This window comes from Polymorphospora sp. NPDC050346 (genome assembly GCF_040655695.1).
GTDB lineage: Bacteria > Actinomycetota > Actinomycetes > Mycobacteriales > Micromonosporaceae > Polymorphospora > Polymorphospora lycopeni.
Genome location: NZ_JBFAKM010000031.1, coordinates 45,452 through 68,925, shown reverse-complemented (window position 1 = coordinate 68,925; position 23,474 = coordinate 45,452). Strand labels below are relative to the sequence as shown.

Annotated in this window: 18 protein-coding genes; 12 read left to right on the top strand and 6 right to left on the bottom strand. The window is 71.1% G+C overall.

Features of this window, described 5'->3' with window-relative positions:
- Nucleotides 1–85: 85 nt before the first annotated feature.
- The 5 genes from AB0I42_RS27105 (at nucleotide 86) to AB0I42_RS27085 (ending at nucleotide 2,908) form a co-directional block, all read left to right on the top strand.
- On the top strand, nucleotides 86–295 hold the full coding sequence (locus tag AB0I42_RS27105) for a hypothetical protein (protein WP_357541402.1): 210 nt from the start codon (nucleotides 86–88) through the stop codon (nucleotides 293–295).
- 82 nt (nucleotides 296–377) lie between these two features.
- On the top strand, nucleotides 378–1,205 hold the full coding sequence (locus AB0I42_RS27100) for a hypothetical protein (RefSeq protein ID WP_357541400.1): 828 nt from the start codon (nucleotides 378–380) through the stop codon (nucleotides 1,203–1,205).
- A gap of 34 nt (nucleotides 1,206–1,239) precedes the next feature.
- Complete coding sequence (locus AB0I42_RS27095) at nucleotides 1,240–1,926, top strand: Pycsar system effector family protein (RefSeq protein WP_357541398.1); 687 nt, start codon at nucleotides 1,240–1,242, stop codon at nucleotides 1,924–1,926.
- Nucleotides 1,927–1,931: 5 nt separating this feature from the next.
- On the top strand, nucleotides 1,932–2,351 hold the full coding sequence (locus AB0I42_RS27090) for a hypothetical protein (protein ID WP_357541396.1): 420 nt from the start codon (nucleotides 1,932–1,934) through the stop codon (nucleotides 2,349–2,351).
- Entirely contained in the window at nucleotides 2,348–2,908 is a 561-nt protein-coding gene (locus AB0I42_RS27085) for an NUDIX hydrolase (protein ID WP_357541394.1), read from the top strand. The genes AB0I42_RS27090 and AB0I42_RS27085 overlap by 4 nt, the downstream gene beginning before the upstream one ends.
- Nucleotides 2,909–2,971: 63 nt before the next feature.
- Here the strand turns inward: AB0I42_RS27085 and AB0I42_RS27080 are convergent, their stop codons facing one another.
- Both AB0I42_RS27080 and AB0I42_RS27075 read right to left on the bottom strand, forming a co-directional pair.
- Nucleotides 2,972–3,379: a hypothetical protein gene (locus tag AB0I42_RS27080; RefSeq protein WP_357541392.1), complete on the bottom strand. Its 408-nt coding sequence runs from the start codon at nucleotides 3,377–3,379 to the stop codon at nucleotides 2,972–2,974.
- Nucleotides 3,376–3,633, bottom strand: a complete 258-nt coding sequence (locus AB0I42_RS27075) for a hypothetical protein (RefSeq protein ID WP_357541390.1) — start codon at nucleotides 3,631–3,633, stop codon at nucleotides 3,376–3,378. Before AB0I42_RS27075 ends, AB0I42_RS27080 begins: the two co-directional genes overlap by 4 nt.
- A gap of 299 nt (nucleotides 3,634–3,932) precedes the next feature.
- Here AB0I42_RS27075 and AB0I42_RS27070 point away from each other — a divergent pair, with 299 nt between their 5' ends.
- The 3 genes from AB0I42_RS27070 (at nucleotide 3,933) to AB0I42_RS27060 (ending at nucleotide 7,504) form a co-directional block, all read left to right on the top strand.
- Nucleotides 3,933–5,534 carry a GGDEF domain-containing protein gene (locus tag AB0I42_RS27070; protein ID WP_357541388.1) on the top strand — a complete coding sequence of 534 codons (1,602 nt, stop codon included), beginning with the start codon at nucleotides 3,933–3,935 and terminating at the stop codon, nucleotides 5,532–5,534.
- Between the two features lie 232 nt (nucleotides 5,535–5,766).
- Nucleotides 5,767–6,513 (top strand): DUF981 family protein, encoded by a 747-nt coding sequence (locus AB0I42_RS27065; protein ID WP_357541386.1) that lies wholly within the window; start codon nucleotides 5,767–5,769, stop codon nucleotides 6,511–6,513.
- 523 nt (nucleotides 6,514–7,036) lie between these two features.
- A complete protein-coding gene (locus tag AB0I42_RS27060) occupies nucleotides 7,037–7,504 on the top strand; it encodes a winged helix-turn-helix domain-containing protein (RefSeq protein WP_357541384.1) in 468 nt (155 codons plus the stop codon).
- Between the two features lie 13 nt (nucleotides 7,505–7,517).
- Here AB0I42_RS27060 and AB0I42_RS27055 read toward each other — a convergent pair whose 3' ends face one another.
- Together AB0I42_RS27055 and AB0I42_RS27050 are read right to left on the bottom strand one after the other, a co-directional pair.
- Entirely contained in the window at nucleotides 7,518–8,087 is a 570-nt protein-coding gene (locus tag AB0I42_RS27055; RefSeq protein ID WP_357541382.1) for a hypothetical protein, read from the bottom strand.
- Between the two features lie 100 nt (nucleotides 8,088–8,187).
- Nucleotides 8,188–9,033 (bottom strand): helix-turn-helix domain-containing protein, encoded by an 846-nt coding sequence (locus tag AB0I42_RS27050; protein WP_357541380.1) that lies wholly within the window; start codon nucleotides 9,031–9,033, stop codon nucleotides 8,188–8,190.
- Between the two features lie 324 nt (nucleotides 9,034–9,357).
- On the opposite strand from AB0I42_RS27050, the gene AB0I42_RS27045 reads away from it, so the two are divergent.
- Complete coding sequence (locus AB0I42_RS27045) at nucleotides 9,358–10,035, top strand: DUF981 family protein (protein WP_357541378.1); 678 nt, start codon at nucleotides 9,358–9,360, stop codon at nucleotides 10,033–10,035.
- A gap of 52 nt (nucleotides 10,036–10,087) precedes the next feature.
- Here AB0I42_RS27045 and AB0I42_RS27040 read toward each other — a convergent pair whose 3' ends face one another.
- Both AB0I42_RS27040 and AB0I42_RS27035 read right to left on the bottom strand, forming a co-directional pair.
- A complete protein-coding gene (locus AB0I42_RS27040) occupies nucleotides 10,088–10,624 on the bottom strand; it encodes a hypothetical protein (RefSeq protein WP_357541376.1) in 537 nt (178 codons plus the stop codon).
- A gap of 66 nt (nucleotides 10,625–10,690) precedes the next feature.
- The gene (locus AB0I42_RS27035) at nucleotides 10,691–11,158 is read right to left on the bottom strand and encodes a hypothetical protein (RefSeq protein ID WP_357541374.1); all 468 of its coding nucleotides are present in this window, start codon (nucleotides 11,156–11,158) and stop codon (nucleotides 10,691–10,693) included.
- 154 nt (nucleotides 11,159–11,312) lie between these two features.
- On the opposite strand from AB0I42_RS27035, the gene AB0I42_RS27030 reads away from it, so the two are divergent.
- The 3 genes from AB0I42_RS27030 to AB0I42_RS27020 all read left to right on the top strand — a co-directional run bounded on the left by AB0I42_RS27030 (nucleotide 11,313) and on the right by AB0I42_RS27020 (nucleotide 23,473).
- Nucleotides 11,313–11,582, top strand: a complete 270-nt coding sequence (locus AB0I42_RS27030) for a hypothetical protein (protein WP_357541372.1) — start codon at nucleotides 11,313–11,315, stop codon at nucleotides 11,580–11,582.
- Nucleotides 11,583–11,930: 348 nt separating this feature from the next.
- Nucleotides 11,931–12,101: a hypothetical protein gene (locus tag AB0I42_RS27025; protein ID WP_357541370.1), complete on the top strand. Its 171-nt coding sequence runs from the start codon at nucleotides 11,931–11,933 to the stop codon at nucleotides 12,099–12,101.
- Nucleotides 12,101–23,473, top strand: coding sequence for a UvrD-helicase domain-containing protein (locus tag AB0I42_RS27020; RefSeq protein WP_357541368.1), 11,373 nt, complete (start codon nucleotides 12,101–12,103; stop codon nucleotides 23,471–23,473). The genes AB0I42_RS27025 and AB0I42_RS27020 overlap by 1 nt, the downstream gene beginning before the upstream one ends.
- The last annotated feature ends 1 nt before the right edge of the window (nucleotide 23,474 follow it).

Sequence of the window (23,474 nt, the reverse complement as noted above, 5' to 3'; positions counted from 1 at the left end):
CATTATAGGTAGAGGGGTGCTCGGCGAGGCCACCAGCCGAGTTGCAGTCACACCCACCACCCGCATGAGAAGGGACAACACCCCGATGTCCGAGCCCGTCACCGCGACCGAGGTCGGCCGCGGCGAGTACGCCGACTACGAGGTCCTCGCCGTCTTCGGCAACGAGACCGAGGCCCAGCGGTTCGTCGACGACTGGAACCTCAAGCACATCAACGACATCCAGCGCGGCCGCACCGCCCCGGCCGAGATCAGGGGCACCGTCCCCTACTACCCGGCCGGCACCTGGCGCCACTGACCCACCTGACCAATCGGCGCGGGCGGCCCCACCTCCTACAGCACGGGCCGCCCGCCACTCCCCGGAAGGAGCACCACCCATCATGTCTGATTCCACGGAAACGGGCCGGGTCTGGCCCGGCTGGACGCCGGGAAACCGGTCCTGGACCCTGCTGGCCGACAGCGCGCCGCCGATGCCGCCGGCCACCCTGACCGGGATGCCCGGCCCGTGGCGGCAGCAGGGCCGGCCGATGCAGGGCATCTACACCCGGCCGGCGGCCGACCCGGTCCCGGGCCAGATCGACGGCATGGCCGTCCTCAACGGCTGGCACTGCCAGAGCTGGCGCGGCCCGGAGGCGATGACGGAGTGGACTCACCCGCTGGTCTCGTACTGGCAGCCGGTCATGGCCCAGGGCAACGCCCAGGTCGGCTGGCGGGCCTACATGAACCCCGACGCCTACGTCGTCAACGCGGTGGCGACCGGCCGCAAGCCGGCCGGCTACGCGGAGACGAACCTCGACGGATACCGCCGCGTCCTCAATCGACTCGCGTGGTCGGACCAGCGGGTGGCGACCACCTACAACGACGGAGTGCTGTACCTCGGCAGCACCCTCACGCTGGCCGACCTGTACGGCCCGGACCACCTGGCCCGGCTGATGGGCATGTACCACCAGGTCCTCGACGACGACGTCTGGCACCGGCAGGTACTGCCGATCTCCAACTACCTCGACGCCCGGCTCATCGACCTCATCGCCACCCGGCTCGACGGGCTGCCGCTGCCGGTGCGGGCGCTGGTGCTCGGCTACCCGCCGCTGGTCACCGCCGGCTGGCTGCTGCGCCCGCTGGGCCCGTGGGCCGAGCGGGGCAGCCTGCCAAAGCGTGGCTGGCGGGCCCCGGCCGACACGAGCATGGTGGGAGCCCGCCGTGCCTGACCCCGGCGAGCCGACGTCGATATCGACGCCGTACATGAACACCCGCACTGTCCGCCCCAGCCGGCCCGTCAGCACCCCCCGGCATGAGCAGATCGCCTTCAAGGGCGGCACCGTCAACGTGCTCATCACGCTCACCTGGACCAGTTGGGAGTGCACCTGCGGCGCCACGGGCGACGACAAGTCGAGCGAGACCGCGCTGGTGCAGGCCGGCAGGCACGCCGCCGGCTGCGGCCACGCGACGCTCGTCGACACCCTCGACGGCGAGATCGCCACCGCCCGCGCCGAGATGACCCGGGTCGACCCCAAGGCCGCCGGCTACCTCAGCGTGGCCGGACTCCTGCTCGGCGCGGGCCTGGCCGTACTCGGCGGCGCCGGCGCCGGCGGCAACCTGACACCGGCCACGCTGATCTCGGGCGGACTGACCGCCGCCGCGGTACTCGCCTCCATCACCCTGCTGCTCCTGGCCGGCCGGCCTCGCCTCGATGGCAAGCACGGGTTCGTCGCCTACGCCACGGCGGTCGACCCCGGACGGCTGCTCGACGTGTTCGCCGACCGCGAGGACGACGGGCCGGCAACCCCGATCGGCCGGGCCCGTCAACTGTGGTGGCTGTCCCGTGCCCTGCGAGCCAAGTACGTGGCCATCCGCGGCGGGTGCACGCTGCTCCTGGTCGGGTTCGCCGGCACGGCCGTCACCACCGTGATCGCGCTGTCGGGGTGGTGACCGGCATGCCGCACGCAGACAGGCTGGTCATCGTCCTGGACGACACCAACACCCGCGAGTACAAGGGCATCACCTACGACCTGGACGGCGGCGTGGTGCGGATCCGCACCGCCGACGGCGACGAGATCGTCTGGCCCGACCACGACATCGACGACGACCAGGCCGAGGTGCACCACAGCCTGCTGGCCGTCATCGATGACGCCTACGAGTACCACCTGACCATCACCATCGACCCCGACCAGCCGCCGACGCCGCCGATCGGATTCAACGCCGACAGCACCAGCTCGGCGATCGACAGGGCCCGGCAGATCCTCGCCGACCACGCCGGCCCCGACGACCGCTACGGCGAACTGTGGGCGCGTACCGGCCACCGCCGGATCGCGCACCTCGACACCATCCATCTCGCGCAGGAAGGGCCAGCATGAACCCCATGCGAATCGTCGGCCGGCCCGAACGGCTGGCTACGGTCGGCGACACCAGCCTTGACCTCGTCACCGCAACCCTGCCGACCTACGCCGAGCCGTGGGTGTGCGGACTGGTACGCCGCCCCGGAGCAGTCGCCGTCCTGCCCTACGACGTCGCCCAGGGCATCTACGTGCTGGCCCGCCAGCCCCGGATCGGGCTGCTCGGCGCTGTGACTGTGGAGGCACCCGCCGGGAAGATCGACCACCCCGACGACGACCCTGCCGAGACCGCCGCACGCGAACTCCAGGAGGAGATGGGCCTGCTCGCGGCGAACTGGACGACCGTGGCCGAGGCCGTCACGGTCTCCCCCGGCTACACGACCGAGCGAATGTGGCTCTACCTCGCCGAAGGGCTCACTACGACACCGGCCCGGCCGGTCGACGCCTACATCGACACCATCCGGCTGCCCCTGAGCGAACTCGACGACCACCTCGACCGCTACCGCCGCGACGACCAGGCCGACCTGAAGACCCTGACCCTGCTACAGGCTCTTCAGGTCGGCCTGACCACCCGATAACCCCTGGATAGACAGAGCGGCCCTGCCCCAAATTTGGGGCAGGGCCGCTTCGTCGTGTCGGGTCTACTCGCTCAGGTCGAGCACGGACCAGCCGGCGACCAGCACCTTCGCGGCGGTGGCCGGATCGGTGGTCGCATAGTGCGCGCCGTGCTCGTAGGCCGCGGTCACCGCGTGCCCGAGGGCGATGTCGCCGTCGGCGACACGTCCGGCGGTGAGCCCGGCGGCCCTGGTCGAGGCCTTGTCCAGCGGGAGCAGCCGCACGACCGGTGTGGCCTCCAGCAGGGCCAGTAGCGCGATCTCCAGGTCTCCGGCCGCGCGGGTGTACGCGGCGGCCAGGCAGGTCGCCGGCACCCCGACGACCCGCCCCTCGTCAGCCACAAGGGTCAACAGCTCCCCCACCGCGACCTGGTTGCGGGCGTAGGCAGCCACGGCCGAGGGGTCGAGCACGACCGCGACATCGGACCCGCTCACGCGACGTCGTCGAGCTGTCGGCGGCCCTCGGCCAGCACCTCAGCCGGCATCTGGGCGGCCAGCAGGGGCCGCCACCGGTCCTTGCCGGCCTCGGTGACGTTCATCCCGGCCTGCCGCAGCGACGCCTGGAGCTGGCCGCCGGCCATCTGCGCCCGGACGGCATCGGTCACCGCCCCGGACACATTGCCCTTGCCCTGCTGTTCAAGCCAGTCCGCGACGTCGTCGGGGACGCTCACGGTCACCTTCTTGGTCATGCCCTCACTCTACCTCCGGTTCATACCGGCGGTATGAACGCGAACCGTCACCATCGAAATCGCACTTCCGGCGCTCCATGCCTCAAACGACATCCAAACGGGCGATATCGGCCGCGCGATGGGTACCTTCCCCTCTGCACATCTGAGGGGAGGACACATCATGCGCAACGTACGCGGTGAGCACGACTGGGGCTGAGCAGGACATATCCCCGCCAACGAATATCCGAATACTGCTCATGGTCACGGTATCCTGACGCAACGCAGCCACCCGAGAGGTGGCTGACGGCGTGGGGGTGACGGTGACTGACCACAGGGCCGATCGGTGGCTGATGCCGCTGGTCGGCCTCGTGGTGTCGGCCGCCGCGGTGGTGGTCGCCTGGGCGCTGGTGCGGGCCCCCTGGTCCCCGACCTCGGCGCTGCTGCACGTCGCGTTCGTCGCGGCGATGGTCGCGGTCGCGGCCGGGTGCACGGTGACCGTAGCCCGCAGGCAGCAGCAGGTGTCCGCGACATCGGCCGCCGTGGTCCTGGCGGTGGCGGTGCTGCCCGCGCCGTGGGTGGTCCTCACCACCGCTGCCGGAATCGGCGCGGCGAAGGCGCTACGGCAGCGCGACCTGCGCAAAGTCCTGTTCAACACCGCCAAGGACACCCTTGCCTCGGCGGCCGGCGCCGGGGCGGCGTGGTGGTTGGGCTGGCGCCCCGGACTGGACACGATGGACGTGGACCCGGGGGCGTGGCCCCGGCTGCTGCTCGCCCTGGTCGCCGCGGCCGCCGCCTACGCCGTGGTGGAGGAGGCGCTGGTCGCGCCGGTCGTGGCGCTGGCCACCGGCCGCCGCTGGTGGCAGGTCACGGCGGCCGACGCCGACCTGCGGACCGGGCTGCGGCTGGTCGACCTGGTGCTCGGCGTCGGCGCGGTCATCCTGATCGACCTTGACGGGCGGCTGCTGGCCGCGCTGCCACCGACAGTGCTGGCCGTACACAGTGGGTACGCCTGGCGGATCCGGGCCCGGGAGGATCGGCTGGCCTGGCGGCGGCTGTCCGACGCCGTCGCGGAGCTGGCCGGCGGCGACATCGACCGGGTCGCCACGGTCGGCGCCATGCGCGCCGCTGAACTGGTCGGCGCCGCCGAGGTCGAAGTGGACTACCCGACGCCGGCCGGTGACCGGCGGGTCCGTGCCGCCGACGGGCAGATCTCCTACCGAGGACCGGCGACCGGGCCAGCGCTGGACGGCGTCGAGTTGGGCCTGCCCGGCGGTGCCACACCGGCCTGGCTACGCCTGCGCCGCAGGGCCACGGCGACCCTGACCGGCCGGGACCGGGACCTGCTCGCCGCCTACGGTCGCGCGCTGGCCGGCGCACTGGACGCCGCCGGCCGCGTCGACCAGCTCGGCCGGCTCGCCTATACAGACGCGCTGACCGGGCTGGCGAACCGGCGGCGGCTCGTCGACGTCCTCGCCGAGCTGCTCGCCGACGACGCCCGACGACGCCGGGTCGTGGTCGGTTTGCTCGACCTCGACGGGTTCAAGCAGGTCAACGACACCCACGGCCACGACGTCGGCGACCAGGTCATCACCGCCTGCGCCGGCCGGCTGCTGGCTGCCGTGCCCGACGCCGTGGTGGTCGCCCGACTCGGCGGCGACGAGTTCGCGCTCGTCCTGGTCGACGTCGACCAGCTCGACATGGTGGCCCGCGAGGTCCTGGCCACGCTGACCGCGCCACTGGCCGTGGCCGGCGTCCCGGTGACGATCGGCGCCAGCCTGGGCTGGGCGGCCGGCACCGACCACGGCATCCTCGACGAGCTGATGCGCGCCGCCGACGACGCCATGTACGCGGCGAAGGCCGGCGGGGGCGGCAACGCCTACGCGCCGGGCCTCACCAGCCGCGGCGGCGGTCCCACGGGCTAGATCCGGGCGCGCAGAACCGCTGGAAAGACACGGCATGGCGGGGCTGCGTGATCGCGGTCCGGGGTGAGACGATCACCGTCACGTGATCACGACACCGGTGGACACGCCGCCCGGCCTCATGCCGGACTGCCAGCGGCTCCTGTTCCCGCCACCCGTGTCGGTCTCGCCGGCGATCGCGGTCCGCTGATCGCATCCCGACCTCCCCTTTGGTGGCCGGCGAGACAGGAGCACCATGAACACCTTGATCATGTACAACACCACCATCGGCCTGGCCGCCGGCCTCGCCCTGCTGCTGGTCCCCCGGTTCTGGGCCGTGGCCACCGGCGCCAAGGCGCCGCTGCTGCTCATGCCCCGCAACGCGTTGTCACGCTCGGGCTGGGTCGCCGCGTTCGGCGCGCTGGCCCTGGTGCTCTACCCCTTGGCGCTGATCAGCGCCGTCGTGCACCCACTGCATTCGGAGAAGTCCTGGATCGACACGATCTTCTCGGAGCCGTCGCTGATCCTGGCCAGCGTGTTGGTGGCGGCGACCTGGTGGCTGGCTCGCGCCGGACGGCCGGCGGCCGGTGAGGACGACGTCGTCGACACCAACCGGATGCGGGGCGCGATGGTGCCGGTCACCTGGATCATCTTCTGGCTCGGCATCGTCCTGGTCTTCTGCGCCGCGGCGATCGTCCGCTTCGAGGCGGTCGGCGGTGCCCCGGCCGAGGAACCGATCACCGGCCGGTTCGGGCATCTGCCGGCGCTGGAGAACCTGTTCTTCGGGCTCGGCCTGTATGGGCTCGCCGCGCTCGGCTGCCTGGCCTTCCCGGCCGCTGTCCGGGGCCGGGCGGTCGCCTGGCAGATCGTGTACTGGTCCTGGACCCTCGCCGGGCTCGGATTCGCGATCTTCTCCGCGCTGAACTTCTACACCCACACCGGACTGCTGATCAATTTCGACAACCTGCAGAACGACCCGGGGTTCGAGATCTACCGTTGGTGACCAGGGGATACGGGGGTAACGGAGGGGGCGGCACCGTCGGTGCCGCCCCCTCGTTCGTACCCCGCCCCCTCCGACGGGGACGTCGTGGGACTCTGGCCGTACGCCACCAACGTCCCGAACGCGTCGGCCCACCACCAGCAGCCCCGGCCGGCCACCGCCCGGCCGCACTCCGGGCACCAGCCGTCGACCCGAACGTGCGCGGCGAGTTGCCGGCGGGCAACCTCGACCATGCCAAGACGCATGTGACCTCCCGAAACCGTTGCGCCGCCCCGGACCTAGTCACGGGGCGGCGCTAGCGATCCGGGGCCATCTCACCGGCGGGTAAACCCGGATCACATTGGGTCGATCTCCTGCTGCCAAGCTGAGAAACCCGCAGAGCACTGCGTTGACCCGGAACGAACTTATGACGCTATGTGCCACAAGTCAACACCCGGCGCTGCCGTGTCGTGACGCCATGTGCTTGAGGTCGGCGGACAGGGCGTGATCGAATCGGCCCAGCCGCCAAGCTGGGAGCACCACAAAAATGGGCATCACGCCGACATATCAGCGCATCGTGGACGCGATCCACGGTGACATCGCCGCCGGCAAACTGAGGCCGGGGGACCAACTGCCGTCCGGCGCCGAGTTGCAGAGGCAATACAACGCGTCGAGCACCGTCGTCCGATCGGCGATGCTCGCGCTGCGTGGCATGGGGTTGGTCGAAGGCCACCAGGGCAAGGGCACCTATGTGCGGAGCGACTTCCGTGCCCTGGGCGGCGCGCTCGCCGGTGCGTTCGGCGACCTCGACGACGCGGGCCTGGCCGCGCTGACCCCTGACCAGCGGGCCGAGCAGCTCCAGGCCCGCAGGGTCCTGGTCGACTACCTCGCCGGGCTGCGCCGCGGTGTCGAGGTCGACAGCGATCCACGCTGGAGCGTGGTCGACGGCATGGTCGACCTGGCCACCGCGCTGGCCACCCGGGCCGCCGACGCGGCGAAGCCACGCCAGGCGTAGGCAGCGCGCGGGCCTAGTCGGTGACCATCACCAGTCGCGTCGCCGGGTCGTCGCCGAACTGTGCCCACAGCAGGGTCAGTTGACGGCGGCGGTAGCCGACAACCTCCTGGTGAGGGGTGTCGGCGACCCTGCCGGCCGACCAGGCTTCGGCCGCGTCACGGCTTGCCCGCGCCAGGTCGGCGACCACGGTGGACAAGCCCGGGACGGGCTCGGCGTACCAGCTCGATACCGCCCGGCTTCGGGCCATGAGCTGGCTGGCGACGTGCGGCCAGTCGTCCCAGGCCCTGCGGGCCGAGGTCGCCCAGACCACCAGGTTCGTCCCCGGCCGAGGGCCCCGGCGACTCGCCGCCGAGGTCGCCAGCACGTTCCAGGCGGGATCGACGACCCATGCCGGCACGGCGATCGCGGCCACCATGCGGGCCAGGTGGTCCGGGTCGGCGGGGACGGGAGCCTGACGAGGCGGGTCGGTCAGCCTGGCCAGGTGCCGCCGGCCGGCGGTGTCGAGATCCAGCGCCGTGCCGATCGCGGCCATCGTCACCGGCCAGGCGACCCGGCCGGCCTCTACCGCCTGCAGGGCGCGCACGGTGATCCCGGCCCGCAGCGCGGTCTCCGCCTGGGTCCAGCCAGCGGCCCGCCGGACGGCGGCGACCCATCCCCCGGCCGGACTCGGGCACCCGCCGGGTCTAGGCGACACAGGCGGGGCAGACATCGGCGGCGGCGACATCGAGCGTCGGTGGCGTGTAGCCCGGCGGCGGCAGGAACGCGACAGCGCGGCGGCCGTCCGCAGGAGACGCCGAGACCAGGACCACCATGTCCAGCGGTACGCCGGGGTGGTCGAGACCGGAGCCGGGTGGGCGGACCATCCGTCGAGCGGTGGGCGGCTCGTCGACGACCCGGCTGGACGACCACTGGGCGGCGAACTCGGGGTTCTTGTGCAGCTCGCGGATCAGCCCGACCAGGTCGTGGTCCGGCGGCAGCGCCGCGTACAGGTCACGTAGGCGACTGACGGCGGCTGAGGCGTGCCATTCCCAGTCGGTGAACGCGTGCCGGGCATGACGCCCATTGAAGATCCACTTCGCGATGTTGCGATCCAGGGGCGGCAGAGTCGAGAAGTCGACGAACCAGAGGGCCACGGCCTGGTTGGCGGCCAGCACGTTCCAGGCGGCGTCGGTGACATAGGCCGGTCCGGGCAGCAGGTCACACAGACGTGCCAGACCGGGATCGGTGTCGACGACGTAACCCGCGGCCGGGCGGGCGGTTCCGGTCGCGGCCAGCCATAGCGCGCGCTGCTCCCGCTCGTCCAGCCGCAGCACCTGGGACACCGCGTCGAGCAGGCCGGGGCTCGGCGTTCGCCGACCCAGCTCCAGGTCCTGGTAGGCGCGTAGGGAGTAGCGAGCGGCGATCGCAACGTCCTCCTGGGTCAAGCCCTTGCCGCGCTGCCGATACAGGCGGTCGGGCAGGCCAACCTCGGCCCGGGTCACCCGGCGCCGCCATCCCCGCAGCAGCCGGCGAGTCAACTCGGGGTCCATGATCACACCTCCGATGGGGTGGATCGTACGCAACATCGCTTCACGTTTTGGTCATTCGTGCAGGTAGGAAGCCTGGCGACCGGCTGATCCACGCGTCAGGGTGATCGCTGACCCACTCAGAGCCACGGGGGGCGGGAGTTGGGTCCGGTGCGGGTGGCCGCCCTCGTCAAGAGGTCCGCACCGGACTCGACCCCCGCAAGGCTCGATTCCGCCGGCGCTGCGCGCCGGTTCGGCGTCTCGGCTACATGACCACCGCGTCCGCCCACAGCGGACCGGTCTCGCCTGCGCCGATGTCCACCCTCAACGAAGAGGAAGGCACATCCGATGATCACTTACACCGGCGCCATGGGCACCTGCGCGGGCGTCGGCCTGCTCCTGCTGGTCGGGCTCGGCTACCGACTCGTGTGGCGGCCCGGACCACTGCCCGGCTGGGAGGGCTGGGCCCTGTCGCTGGGCAGCCTGGGCGCGATCAGCACCGCGCTCGGCCTGCACATGACCCTCACCTGGCCCCTGACGCTGGAGGGTGAGGTCTACAAGAACTTCGTGTTCGGCGAGCCCATCCTGATCCTGGGCGTGCTGCTGCTGGCTGCCGCCCGCTGGGTCTGGCGGCGCGGGCCCGAACTGGCCGAGGGCGTCGACGGCCTGGTCGACGTCGTCTACGCCGCCTGCCGCCCCGTCGCGGTCATCATCCTCGTGCAGGGCGCGGTGCTGGCGTCCAACCTGGTCGGCGCCGTCAACTACAAGATCTTCTCTACCGCGCCGGTTCAGGAACCGATCTTCGGCACCTGGCCCGAGCCGGTCGTCTCGATCGGCCTGTATGCGATCGTGCTGGCCCTGCCCGCACTGGGGGCGCTGCTGCTGCCGGTCGGCGTGTGGCTGCGTAGCCGGCCGGTGCTGGCCACGGCCGGGGCGGCTTGGGTCGCGGCGGGCGTCGGCCTGACCCTCGCCGGGGTCGTCGTCTACGGCGCACACATCGCCATGGATTTCAATTTCCGCAGCTAAACGACGTCGGGCCACCCCGGAAGCTCCGGGGTGGCCCGACAACACGCCGCGATCAGGACGGTGGAGGTGGGACCAGGCGGTGCAGTGGGAAGGTGGCAGTCGACTCGTCGGGGAACCGCACCAGGGCGGTGACGCTGCCGGTCTCGGCGTTGCTGTCGGTCTGGACGATGGTGACCCGGGGACCGCTGTCGGGCAGGTCGACCTCGTCGCCGCTCCGGGGCCAGATCGTGTACGTGTCCGGGGTCGGCAGGGCCACCATGCGGTAGCTCATGTCGGTGACCCAGGCGCCCCGCTTGGTCAGCACCAGGCCACCGATCTCGATCGTCTCGTACCGGTGCCACACGTGCAGCACGTCCAGCGAGACCCCGGCGCGCAGCGGTTCCATGGTGTGGGTGGACTTGGCGCCGGCTCCGGGGTGGACGGTGATCCGGTCGCCGTATTGCGGCGTGCGCGGGGCCTCCGTCGGGACATCCTCGAGCCGGCCGGCCGCGCAGCCCTGCGGGCACCGGCCGCCGTCGCCGGGCGTCACCGCCTTGCCCGAGTACGCGCACCAGTCGCCGTCGTCGTTGCTGTGGCTGTTCCAGATCATCTTGGCTGCTCCGTTCGGGGGATGGCTCCCCGTGCCGGTGGCCGGCACGGGGAGCCGGGGATTCGGTCAGGCGGCGACGGGCAGCGCGGTCAGGACCCCGAAGTTGTCGGGGCGGAAGTCGTAGCCGTCCACGCGGGCGGCGGTGGCGTACAGGTGGAGGCCGAGGTCGTGCAGCCGCTGGTACTCGGAGTAGTACCGGATCCACTCCTGGCCCGAGACGACGCTGCCGTACTGGCCGGTGTAGTAGTCGCCGAGCGCGGCCAGTGCCGCCTCGCCGAGGCCGCCGGGCTCGTTGGTGCCGAACAGCCGGCGCTCGGCCGCCGCGATGGCGTCCTCCACGCCGGCGGCGTTGAACTCGCGCCAGGAGTGGCGCAGCTCCAGCGCCGCCAGGATCAGCACGACTCCCGGCGAGCTGGCGTAGCCCAACTGGAACGAGCACCGGTCGTGGCACGAGGCCGAGCGGTGGGCACCGCAGCAGACGCAGCGGTCCATGTGGTCGAGGATCCGAGGCAGACCGGGGATAAGCTGGGGCATTGGACACCTTTCATCAGGGGCAGTCCGCTTCGGGCTCGGCTGGTGTGGCTTCACCGGCCGGGCCCTTCCTTACCCCTCTATCGTACAGAAAAGGGTACAGAAAAGGCTACCCCTGGCGCACCCTTTCTTGGACCCTTTTCTGTACGATGGGGGCATGAACGACAACGACACTCGCCGTCGCCCCGAGGTCGCCGCCGGGATGGCCGCCGCCCGCGCGCTGGGGGTACATGTCGGCCGGCCACGGGTACCGGTGCCGGCCGGGGCCGTCAGGGCCGACGAGCTGCGCACGCAGGGCCTGTCCTACGCCGCCATCGCCGCGATCCTCGACCGCGAGCAGGTACCAACCCCATCGGGCCGGGGGCGGTGGTCGAAGAGGTCGGTCCAGTACGTGATCGATCGCTTGCGGGGGCAGTCCCCCGCCTGACTGCGGCCCCCGACCTCGGCGCCGACCACCACAACCACCCACCACCCGCAACCCCCAACACAAGGGCAAGCCGACCCGGACCACAGGCGCCCCAAGGGCGCCGAGGACCGGAAGCGGCGCGGCAGCCGGGGCGCCCCACACACGACGAACACCAACCACACCCGCGCCCCGCAAGGCCGCAACCACCCACCCGGGCGCCCCACACCCCACGAACACCAACCACACCCGCGCCCGCACCACCGCAACCGCCTACCAGGCCAGCCGGCCGGTCACCGTGCGTATTTGCTCTGGTGCGGGCCCGCGACTGCTTACTACGGTGTACGCCTCACCGGATCATGGGGGACCACAATGAGCGAGACGGTTGTCGACGCCCAGCCCACGGAACTGCCCGAGATCATCGAGCACCTGCAAGAGCAAATCGACCTCTTGACGAAGGTGCTGGAGAACCACCAGAACCTGTTCGAGCGGCTGCGGCAACGCGGCGTGCTCATCGCCGCTGACGAGGACGGGGACCGCTGATGGCCCCCGAGGCACCGCGGCTGGCGGCCGCGGGTGAACGCGTCGCCACGTCCGTCGACCGGGCCGCTGCGCTACGCGACCGGTCGGCGTCACTGGCCCGCCAGGTCGCCGGGCGGACCGAGGCACGGCCCGACGGTGGCCGCGAACGGTTGTACGCGGCGCACGTCGTCGCCGCCCGCTTCTACCGGGTGGCTTTGGCCAGCGAGGCCGGTTCCGGAGCGGTCGGGTATCTCGCCCACCGTGGGGTGCCGGCCGACGGGCCATGGGTGGTCGGCTACGCGCCGGACCGGCCAGCCGGGCTGGTCAACGAACTGCGCCGAAACGGGTTCACCGACGCCGAGATCCGCGCGTCGGGGCTGGCGGCCACCGGCCGCGGCGGCACGCTGGTCGACCGGTTCCGTGACCGGGTGGTGGTCGGCATCCGCGACCAGCGGCGGCCGGACACCCCAGTGGTCGCGTGGTCGGGGTACGCGCCGCCGGGCGCGGCCGCCGACGTCGACGAGTACGTCACCAGCCCGGCGACCTGGATCTACGAGCCGGGCGAGGTGCTGTTCGGGGTCGCCGAGCAGTCGGAGCGGACCGGTGGTCCGGCCACCGTGGCGGTCGACCCGTTGCAGGCGATCGCGCTATCGGCCGCCAGCGTCGACGACGCCGTGCCGCCGCTGGTCGTGGCGCCGGCCGGACCGACACTGACCCCTGGGCAGGTCGCCGCGCTGACCGCCGTCATCGACACCGGCGCCGGCGTCGACTTCCGGCTCGGCTCGGGTGAGTCCGGCCGGCGGGCCGCCGAACGCGCCCACCACCTGCTGCACCCTGCGGTCGCGTGCCACCCGACCCGGCCCGGCCGGGTGTGGGCGGTCCGAGGCGGGACGTCGGAACGGCGGCCGCTGGTCGAGGTAATCGTGGCCGCGAAGGCACGGTGGGCCGCCGCCCGCATCCGCACCGCTGACGGTCGCGCCTCGGCGGCGCGTACCGCGCTGGCGATGCTGGTCGGGCAGCCGGCACAGGTGGTCAACCGGCTGACGTCCTACGTCGCCCGGGTCCTGGACCTACCCGTCCCATCGGCACCCGAGCCCGAACCCGCGCCCGCCACGACACCACCAGCACCAGCGCCCGAGGTGCTGGCCGGCGCCGCCACACCACACGGCCCTCCGCAGCAGCGCGACGACCCCGACACCACCAGCACGCCACCCGAAGACCTTCCCCCGCCGCCACCACCGCAGGCACCCAGGCAGGCTGCGGCCAGTCCGGCCCAGCAGTCACTGTTCGACGTCGACGCAGGGCCCGACGAGACGGCCGAAACGTCGTACCTGCCCGAGATCCTTGGTCCTGCGGTCCACACCGACGGCGTGGTCACGACCTTCGTCATCGAGCCCGGCCAGCCGCACCGCGACGAGCAGTCCGGGCCAACGCAACAGGAGATCGACGATGAACCAGTACGCAGTGCAGGCCCGCAACCACTGGGAGAGGACCGCCCCGGACCGGCTGGCGGAACTCGAGAACCCGGAGGCGTACTTCGCCGAACTGGGCAAGGAAGCAGCGGCGGCGATCGAGCACCTGGCCCGGGAACTGGCCGGACCGAGCCCGGACGGGGAGGGCTACATGGCCAGGCTGCGCCGGCTGAACTCGGCGCAGATGACGGCCCGCGACCAGGTAATGAGGACGATGGTCCTGGCGCCGCCGCCAGCGACGTCGACGGAGTAGATGATTCGGCGGAATCGCCGCCCCCGTTCGACGGTGGTGGCCTGGTCGCGTCGACCGTCAACTTCCGCCCGACAGGGCAGGCCGATCTGGCCCCCACCGGGGTCAATGCCCGCATCGACGCGAACCTGGCGGCGATCCGGACGCTGCAAGCCCAGCAGGCCGAGCAGCGTCCGGCGACGCCCGACGACCAGCGTGTCTACGCCCGCTGGTCGGGGTGGGGCGCCACCCCACAGTTGTTCGACGACCGGCCGCAGCACCGCGAGCAGTACGCCGCACAGCGCGCCGAACTCGTAGCCCTGATCGGCGAGGACGGTTTCCGGGCCGCCCGGCGCACGACCCTCAACGCCCACTACACCGACGCCGCCCTCGTGCAGCCGATCTGGCTCGCGCTGGCCGGACTGGGCTTCACCGGAGAACTCGGCCGCCGGCGGATGCTGGAGCCCGGCTGCGGCAGCGGGAACTTCATCGGCTTCGCCCCGCCGGGCGTCCGACCGGTCGGGGTCGAACTGGACCCGATGACGGCCGCGATCGCCACGGCGTTGTACCCCAGCGCGGAGATCCGGAGCGAGTCGTTCGCCGACACCCGGATGCCCGACGGCACCGTCGACCTGGTGATCGGCAACGTCCCGTTCGGCAACTACCGGCTCGCCGACCCGGTCGACAACCCCGGACGCCGGCAGCCGATCCACAACCACTTCATCCTCAAGGCGCTGCGGGCCACCCGGGTCGGCGGCCTGGTCGCGCTGATCACCTCCCGGTACACCCTCGACGGCTCCGACGAGGTCCACCAGGACGCCCGGGAGCGGATGGCGGCCATGGCCGACCTGGTCGGCGCGATCCGGCTGCCGACCGACGCGCACGCCGCCGCAGCCGGCACCGAGGTCGTCACCGACCTTCTGATCCTGCGCCGACGCACCGAAGACCCCCCGGAGCAGACGCCGGACTGGGTCCGGGTCCGGCAGATCGAGCTGCCCTTCCAGGACCACACCGAGACGTTCCACATCAACGAACACTTCGCCGCCAACCCGGGCATGGTGTGCGGACAGACAGTCGCCGTCAGCGGCCGCCACGGGCCCGTCCTCGCGGTCACCGGCGACGGCCCGGCCGCCGCGGCGTTGACCGCCCGCCTGGACCAGGTCGTGGACTCCGCCGTCGCCGCCCGTCTGACGATGACCGACCCGGCCCCCGGCCGGGACGAGGTCGTCTTCCACGGCCCGCTGGACACCCCCACGGAGGGCATGTTCGTCGACAAGGGCGACGGCACGTTCACCCAGGTCATCGACGGCATCGTCCGTTCCCACGCACCGGCCAAGACCCAGGTCGCCGAACTGCGTGCCCTGATCGGGCTGCGGACCACGGTGCTGGAGCTGCTCGACGAGGAAGCCGCGAACGCGGCCGACACCCCGCGCATGCAGCACCTGCGCGAAGAACTCAACCGCCGCTACGACGCGTATGTCGCCGCGAACGGCCGCATCAACCGCTTCAAGATCGCCGAAGGTACCCGCACCGACCCGGAGACCGGCGAGGTCACGATCACCGAGCGGCGCAACTACCCCCGACTCGGCGGTTTCCGCGATGACCCGTACTGGCCGTACGTCGCCGCACTGGAGAAGTTCGACGACGAGACGCAGGAAGCCAGCAAGGCGGACATCTTCGACGGCCGGGTGGTGGAGCCGGCGACCCCGGTCGACCAGGTCGACTCTCCCGAGGACGCCGTGGTCGTCTGCTGGGACACCCACAACGAGATCCGGCTGCCCGAGATCGCCCGACTGCTCGGCCTGGACAGCACCGACCAGGCCCGGCAGGCGATCGACAGCCTGGTCTTCGAGGAGCCCGGCACCGGCGCGCTGATCCGCCGCGCCGACTACCTGTCCGGCAACGTACGCCGCAAGCTACGCGACGCCGAGCAGGCCGCCGAGCAGGACCCACGGTTCCAGGCCAACGTCACCGCGCTGCGGCCGGTCATCCCCCGCGACCGAACCCCGGCCGAGATCGGCGCCCGGCTCGGCTCCCCGTGGGTCCCGGCCGGCGACGTCCAGCAGTGGGTCCGTGAAATCCTCGAAGACACCGGCGTCACCGTCACCAGCCTCGGCGCCCGCTGGGCCGTCAAGGGCGGCAGCCGCACCGGCGTGCTCGCCCGCACCGTCTACGGCACCGAGGCCCGCTGCGCCCAAGACCTGATCACCAACATGCTCAACAGCCAGACGGTCGAGGTCACCATGACCGTCGGCAAAGGCGACAGCAAACGCACCGTCAAGGACCCCGAGGGCACCGCGCTCGCGCAGGCCAAGGCCATGCAGCTCGACCAGCACTTCCGGTCGTGGCTGTGGGAGGACCCGGACCGCGCCGAACGGCTGTCGGCCGCCTACAACGACAAGTTCAACGCCCGCGTGCCCCGCTCGTTCGCCGGCGACCGGGCCACCGCGCCCGGCATGTCCTCCGCCTACGAACTGCACCCCCACCAGCACGCGGCGATCGCCCGGATCCGCAACAGCGCCGGCGTCGGCCTCTACCACGGCACCGGCGCCGGCAAGACCCTGGAAATGATCGTCGGCGGCATGGAACTACGCCGCCTCGGCCTGGTCAACAAACCCTGCTACGTCGTACCCAAGGCGGTCCTCGGCCACTTCCAGCGCGAGTTTTTGCACGCGTACCCGAGGGCGCGGCTGCTGGCCGCCGACACCGAGGACCTGCGGGGCGAGAAGCGGCGACGGTTCGTCGCTCGATGCTCGACCGGCACCTGGGACGCGATCATCATCAGCCACGACGCGTTCAAGGTCATCCCGGTCAGCCGCGAGGTCCGGGTCGCATACCTCAACCGACAGCAGGAACGGCTCCAGGCGCACCTGAACAACGCCGAGGGCGCCGACCGGCACACCGTCAAGGACATCGAGAAGCAGGTCGCCGACCTCGAAGAACGGATCAAGGCCGAGCTGGAGAGTCCGTCCGATCCCGGCGTGGAGTTCGAGCGCACCGGCATCGACATGCTGTTCGTCGACGAGGCCCACGTCTACAAGAACCTGCGGGTGATCAGCGCCATCCAGGAGCTGTCGCACCACGGCAACCAGATCACCGGCGACCTGGACATGAAGCTCCAATACCTGCGGCGCACCGGAGCCAAGCGGGTCGTGGTCATGGCCACCGCGACCCCGTGGGACAACTCCCCGGCCGAGGTCCTGACCGCGATGAAGTACATCGCCCCCGAACTCCTCGAAGACATGGGCATCCAGGAGGACGACCAGTTCCTGGCCACGTTCGTGCAGGCCCGCCGCCGGGTCGAGATGACTGCCGACGGCAGCCGATTCCAGAGTCGCACCCGCTACGCCCGCTTCGTCAACATTCAGGACCTGAAGCAGGCGACCTACGTGTTCGCCGACGTCGTACTCAAGCAGCACCTGAACCTTGACGAACCGACGATCGTCGGCGGCCGGCAGGAGATCCTGTCCGTGCCCTCCTCCCCCGACCTGGCGATGTACCTGAATACCCTGGCCGGCCGGGCCCGCGGCGTCACCAGCGGCAAGCCCGACTTGAAGGTCAACGCCAAGGGTGAGCTGCGCAAGGACAACATCCTGTGGATCTCCAACGATGGGCGAATGGCGTCACTGGATCTGCGTCTGGTCGGCCGGAGTACCAGCGACCCACAGAAGATCGACGTGGTCGCCGACCGAATGGCCCAGCTCTGGCACGCCCACAAGGACGACCGCTACTTCCTCGACGACGGAACCGAGGAACCCCGCCGGGGCAGCCTGATCCTCGGCTTCTGCGACCTCGGCGTACCGAAGGCAGCTTGGAACGTCTACGACGCGCTACGCGACGAACTCGTCGCCCGCGACGTACCCGCCGACATGATCCGATTCGCGCAGCACGCCAAGAACCGCCGCGACCGCGAGCAACTGCAACGCGACGCCCGCGAAGGCAAAATCGGCATCCTGCTCGGCAGCCGGCAAGGACTGGGCACCGGCGTCAACGTCCAGCGGCGGGTCATCGCCGTCGTACAGATCGACCCAACCTGGAAGCTCACCCCACTGACCCAGAGCCTCGGCCGCGGCCAGCGGCAGGGCAACGCCAACCCCGCCATCCACCACATCCTCACGGTCACCGAGAAGTCCTACGACCCGTTCTTCTGGCAAAAGGTCGACGACAAGGCCCGCTGGACCAACCAACTGCTCGACCCGACGGACACCACGACCAACGTCATCGAACTCGACGAGGACAGCGACAACGGCCAGATCAACCCGGCGGTGATGTTCGCCGTCGGCGCCGGCAGACCCGAACTGCTCCAGCTCCAAGCCCTCGAACAGGTCGTCGCCGAACTCAGCCAGGAACAACGGATCTGGTACGACGAGCAGTTCACTCTCAAGGCCAGCATCGCCCAGAACCAATACCGGGCCGACGACATCGCCGACCGGATAACACAGGCCGACGCCGTCCTGCCCAAGATGGTCGACGTCAGCGGCGACGCGTTCGCCATGACCGTGAGCGGCGCCCGCTACGACAAACGCACCGACGCCGGCCAGGCCCTAATCGACACGCTGAAGCAGGCCGCGAACTGGACCGCACAACAGGCGACGCTCGGCGAGATCGGCAACATCCCACTCACCGGCACACTGAGCCGGCCGACAATCGGCGCCGCCTACGTCACCCTCACCCTCACCGCCGTACCGGCCGGTTTCATCACCATCGACATGCCCGACCTGAAGGACGAAACCCCGGTCGGACTGATCCGCCGGTTGGAAAACCGGCTGGCCGCCGTGGCCACCGACCGCGCGAAAGAAGTCGAACGCCTTGACCGGATCCGCGCCAACATCGACCGAGCCCGCAACCGCATCGGCCTGCCGTACCCACAGGAGCAGGCACTACAGGACAGCGTCCAGCGGCTCGAACAACTCCAGAAAGAGCTGACCAGCGAGGATTCCACGGCAGCGCAAGGTCAGGAGGACCACCCGGCCGCCGACGAACCCACGGCGCAAGGCCAGGAGGACCACCCGGACGCCGACGAACCTACGGCGGTCACCGAACACGGCGGCACCCCGGCCGCCAACGACGTCGACACCGACGTCGACACCGAGCCCGCCACCAGTGACGAGCCTGACCCGGCCGACACAGACACCACCCCAACGGCCGTACCCGTCGACGTGGCGCAGGTGCCGGCCGTCGCGTTGCCGGCGGTGCTGCAACCGTTCGTGGACGGCGTCGACCAGGTCCGCGCGACCGCCCTCTCGAACGCCGACCTGCTCCAGATCGTGCGCGTCAACGTCCCCGACAACGCCCGGCTCGCCGTCGAGCCCCGGATCGAAGACCACATGGCCGACCTCTACGACGATCCGGACTCCGCAGCGGTGGCCAAGGCCTTCTTCGCCACCGACGCCGGTTTCCGGACCGCCCTGGTCGACCGCATCATGGCCGACCTGACCCACGCCGTTCACGGCACGCCACCAGCGGCGATCACCACAGAAGAACCCGCCACCCCGATGGCAGTGCCGCCAGCGGCACCGCCATCGAACACGCCAGCAATTCCGCCAGCCGAAATGCTGGCGACACCCCCGCCGGACGAACCAGCTCTTCGGGCCAGCGACGAAACCCCGCCGGTCGACGCCGGCCCGCCGCCGGACCAAGACGGCACCGACGCGCCGGCACCGCTCGATCCGGCGATCGCCGCCACCATCCGACTCCTGACCGACGTCGGGCCGTCGGTGACCTCGGAGTTCGACGGCGGCACCCCGTACACCAGCCGCAACCGGATCCGCGGTCCGCTGCGCTCGGTCAAGACCGCCTGCAACCAGCTCCTGCGGGTACGACAGTGGCGGCCGGGCACGTCACCGCTGAACACGCTGATCGACGACTTCAAGCGCGTCAGCATCGACGACACCGCTCCTGAGGAACTGCTGCGCCAGTCAGTCCTGCTCGCCCGCGAGGCACGGGCCCTGCGGGACCAGCGCTGGCACCCGGGCGTCGATCCGTCCCTGGCCATGCTCAACGAGCTGGCCCGCATCTCCTCCGGCTTCGCCGCCGACCTGGTCGCCACCGCCCTCAAGCGCGGCCGGTGGGAACGGGTCTTCGGCCGCCTCGGCCCGAACCTGCACGCCAACCCGGACACCTACGCCCAGATGGCGGCAGCAGCGGCCGCGTCGCAACTCGCCGCCGGACCGGCGTCGCCGGTGGTGGCCGACCAACTGCCCTTCGACGCCGGACCTGACCGGGCCGGGCAGGACCTGGCCACCACGACGTCGGACCTCGCCGGGCCGGCGGCCGACGAACCGGTCGCCGATGTCGAGACGGCAGCACAAGGCGCCCCTGCAACCCACACCCACTACGCCAGCTTCGCCGAGCACGACCGGGCAGCCGGCTGCGCCGACCAGCTCGGCCGCGAACTGTCGCAGCAGCCGGCCGCGACGATGCTCGACCCGCACACCGAGCTGGGCTGGGTCCTCACCGTCGCGCACCCGCACCCCGGCAGCGACGAACTCCTGCAAGACATCCGGTACGAGGTCGAACAGATCGTCGAACGGCACGGCGGCGCGTACGACTGGAGCGACGGCGCCGAGTTGCCCCCGAACGACGAGGCCCTGGTGGACTACACCTTGGCCGAAGTCCAGCACCGGGCGCGGCAGGCCGAACAGCCACAGCCGGCGACGGTCACACAGCCGGACGACCCGGAGCTCGAACCGGACGACGTCGACAGCGGGGACGACGATTCCACGGCATCGGCGGCGGAGCCGGTCGACCCGGCCGCCGAGTTCGAGACGCCGGCGCCGACCGGCCATTGGACGGACCAGATCGTTGTCGAGGAAGCCGGCAACACCGTCACCGTCACCGGCACCACCGGCGCACCCCGCGAGCAGGGGCTACGGGACCTGCTCAAGCAGCATCGGTTCCGGTTCACCGACGGCACCTGGACCTTCCGCGGCCGGCGCCGAAGCACCGTGCTCGGGGACCTGGACGACTGGCGGACGAAGGAGCTGGCCGCCACCGCGCCAAAGCCGGCCGGCGGCGGGCACCGGCCCACCGAGCAGCAGCAGAAGGTGGTCGACGCCTACCTCGCCGGCCAGGACATCGCCGTCGCCGCCCTGGCCGGGACCGGCAAGACCTCCACCCTGGTCATGCTCGCCGCCGCCCGCACCGACAAGCGGATCGCATACGTCGCGTTCAACCGGTCGATCGCTGACGAGGCCCGAGAGAAGTTCGGCCGCAACGTCACCGCGAAGACGTCGCACGGCTTCGCCCGCGCCGGCCTACAGAACACCCCGCTGCGGACCAAGGTCGGCACCGCCGGCCCCTGGCACCCCGGCGCCCGATTCCCCGAACAGTGGGCTCGGATCCTGGGCATCGAGGACGTCGACGAGTTCCCGGCGGACAGCCTCGCCCACGCGGTCAAGGCAACCCTGCGCGCCTTCCGGCAGAGCGACCACGACACGGTCGGCCGCCAGCATCTGCCGGCACGCTTCCGCGAGCCCGGCGCCGAAGCCGTGGCCACCGCCGTCATCGGCCACGCCCGTGCCGCCTGGGCCGACATCAACGACCCGGACGGCAAGCTGCACTTCGACCACGACGACTACCTGAAGATCTGGGCCCTGACCAGGCCCCGACTGCCGTATGACGTGATCTTCTTCGATGAGGCGCAGGACATCAACCCAGTCCTCGCGCGGGTCATCCAGGACCAGCCGGTCCAGACGATCGTCGTCGGCGACTCCAACCAGTCGATCTACGGCTTCCGGGGCGCGGTCGACGCACTGAGCCGCTGGCCCGCCGACGTCGAGCTGCCGCTGACCCAGAGCTGGCGGTTCGGGACCGCCGTCGCCGACGTCGGCAACCAGTTCCTCGGCCTGCTCGGCTCGAAGTGGACGCTGACCGGCAACCCGGCGCTGCCCACCACGATCGGTCAGGTCGACGACCCGGACGCGGTCCTGGTCCGCACCAACGCCGGGGCCGTCGCCGCGGTGTTCGACGCGTTCGACGCCGGCCGGGCCGTCGCGTTGGTCGGTGGCGGCAGCGCCATCGAGGACATCGCCAAGGCCGCACTCGCCCTGCAGAACGGCCAGCCGACCAAGCACCCCGAACTCGCCAACTTCGCCAACTGGTCCGAGGTACGCGAGTACGTCGAGTCCGACGAGCACGCCCAGGCCCTGCGCTCGTTCGTCCGGCTCATCGACCGGCGGGGAGCACAAGCCCTGCTCAACATGGTCGACCAGCTCACCGACGAGGGCGCCACGCACCCCAACGGCGAACCGGCCTACGACGTCATCGTCTCCACGGTCCACAAGGCCAAGGGGCTGGAGTGGGCGAACGTCCGCATCGGCGACGACTTCCCGGCACCCGACACCGACCCCGACACCGGCAAGGTACGACTGCCAGCCGCCGAGGAACTCCGGCTCGCCTACGTCGCCGTCACCCGGGCCAGGGGACGCCTCGAACTGAACTCGCTGGGCTGGATCACCAGCCTCGACCCCGCCGACGTCGAACCGTCGGACCAGCACGAACACCACCGACCCCCGCAGACCCTGACCGCCCTGGCACAGGCCGTACCGGCCGACGCCGAACCGTTGCCGGCCTGGCTGACACCGGCCCGGCACGCCCAGCTCGTCAAGACGATCCACGACTACGCGCCCCGCTACACCGCCGCGAACACCAACGGGGCCATCAACTCCCCCGCCCGCTACGTCGCCGAGGTCCACGTACCCGGTGGAGCCAGCCGCGACGAGTGGAACTGGATCGCCGACTACATCCGCCGTCACCCCGAGGTCGCCGACGGTAAACCGCTGACCGACGACGAACTCAAGGCCCGCGACCGAGCCGAATCCGGCGTCCGGTCCCAACGCGCCATCGAGGCGTTCAACGCCGGCGACACCGACACCGTGCTCGCCATCATCGACCAGGCCGAACCGCTCTACGGCCACGTCGAGCCGTGGGCCGACTTCCGCACCTCCGTGATCGCGAAAGACGGCGTCTTCCAGCCCCAACAGCCCGCTCCGGGCGACGTTCCACAGCAACGCGACCAGCCCCCGGTCCAGGCCGCAGCCACGCCACCGGAGTCGCCGTTCACCGCCGTGGAACAGGCCCTGATCCGCAACGCGGTCTCCGACTACGCCGGCGGCTACTACGGCGGCGTGCTGGGATTCGGCGCCGACGAAACCGCCCGCTACACCAGCGAGGGCCACCTGCACGGCCTGGTCCGAGAACACGGCCTAGGCCCGGTGTGGGAGGCGGTAGCCACCGTCATCGCCGCCGACCCCACCGTCCTCGAACGCGGCCCAGACGAACGCGACCAGTTCCGCGCCGAACGGGAGGCCCGAGCCGACCGGCTGGCCCTCGACGCCCTGGCCGCGGTCAAGGTCGGCGAGTACGACCTGGCTGGTCGACTCGTCGACCAGGCCGAGCTGATTGACCCCCTCTACCGCCCCGGCAGGGGCGAGCACCGGCCGTACGGAGTGACCTGGAAAGAGGTCCGCGAACTGTTCAACCATCGCCGTGAACAGCAGCGTCTCAACTCCGGTCAGATCGTCGAGCCGTGGCCTCCCGGTACTCCATCCGACCGGCACGAGGCCGAACGGGCGGCCACCGTAGCCGCCCTCGCCTTCCCATCCCGCCACACCAGCACCCCGGCGACCGCTCCAGCAACCGGCGTACACCGGCCAAACGCAACGGACACTGAACGCGGCGACGCCCGCTGAC

Coding starts and splice junctions, on each gene's coding strand:
- AB0I42_RS27105 (WP_357541402.1), top strand. CDS start 86: ATGTCCGAGCCCGTCACCGCGACCGAGGTCGGCCGCGGCGAGTACGCC.
- AB0I42_RS27100 (WP_357541400.1), top strand. CDS start 378: ATGTCTGATTCCACGGAAACGGGCCGGGTCTGGCCCGGCTGGACGCCG.
- AB0I42_RS27095 (WP_357541398.1), top strand. CDS start 1,240: ATGAACACCCGCACTGTCCGCCCCAGCCGGCCCGTCAGCACCCCCCGG.
- AB0I42_RS27090 (WP_357541396.1), top strand. CDS start 1,932: ATGCCGCACGCAGACAGGCTGGTCATCGTCCTGGACGACACCAACACC.
- AB0I42_RS27085 (WP_357541394.1), top strand. CDS start 2,348: ATGAACCCCATGCGAATCGTCGGCCGGCCCGAACGGCTGGCTACGGTC.
- AB0I42_RS27075 (WP_357541390.1), bottom strand. CDS start 3,633: ATGACCAAGAAGGTGACCGTGAGCGTCCCCGACGACGTCGCGGACTGG.
- AB0I42_RS27065 (WP_357541386.1), top strand. CDS start 5,767: ATGAACACCTTGATCATGTACAACACCACCATCGGCCTGGCCGCCGGC.
- AB0I42_RS27060 (WP_357541384.1), top strand. CDS start 7,037: ATGGGCATCACGCCGACATATCAGCGCATCGTGGACGCGATCCACGGT.
- AB0I42_RS27050 (WP_357541380.1), bottom strand. CDS start 9,033: ATGGACCCCGAGTTGACTCGCCGGCTGCTGCGGGGATGGCGGCGCCGG.
- AB0I42_RS27045 (WP_357541378.1), top strand. CDS start 9,358: ATGATCACTTACACCGGCGCCATGGGCACCTGCGCGGGCGTCGGCCTG.
- AB0I42_RS27040 (WP_357541376.1), bottom strand. CDS start 10,624: ATGATCTGGAACAGCCACAGCAACGACGACGGCGACTGGTGCGCGTAC.
- AB0I42_RS27035 (WP_357541374.1), bottom strand. CDS start 11,158: ATGCCCCAGCTTATCCCCGGTCTGCCTCGGATCCTCGACCACATGGAC.
- AB0I42_RS27030 (WP_357541372.1), top strand. CDS start 11,313: ATGAACGACAACGACACTCGCCGTCGCCCCGAGGTCGCCGCCGGGATG.
- AB0I42_RS27025 (WP_357541370.1), top strand. CDS start 11,931: ATGAGCGAGACGGTTGTCGACGCCCAGCCCACGGAACTGCCCGAGATC.
- AB0I42_RS27020 (WP_357541368.1), top strand. CDS start 12,101: ATGGCCCCCGAGGCACCGCGGCTGGCGGCCGCGGGTGAACGCGTCGCC.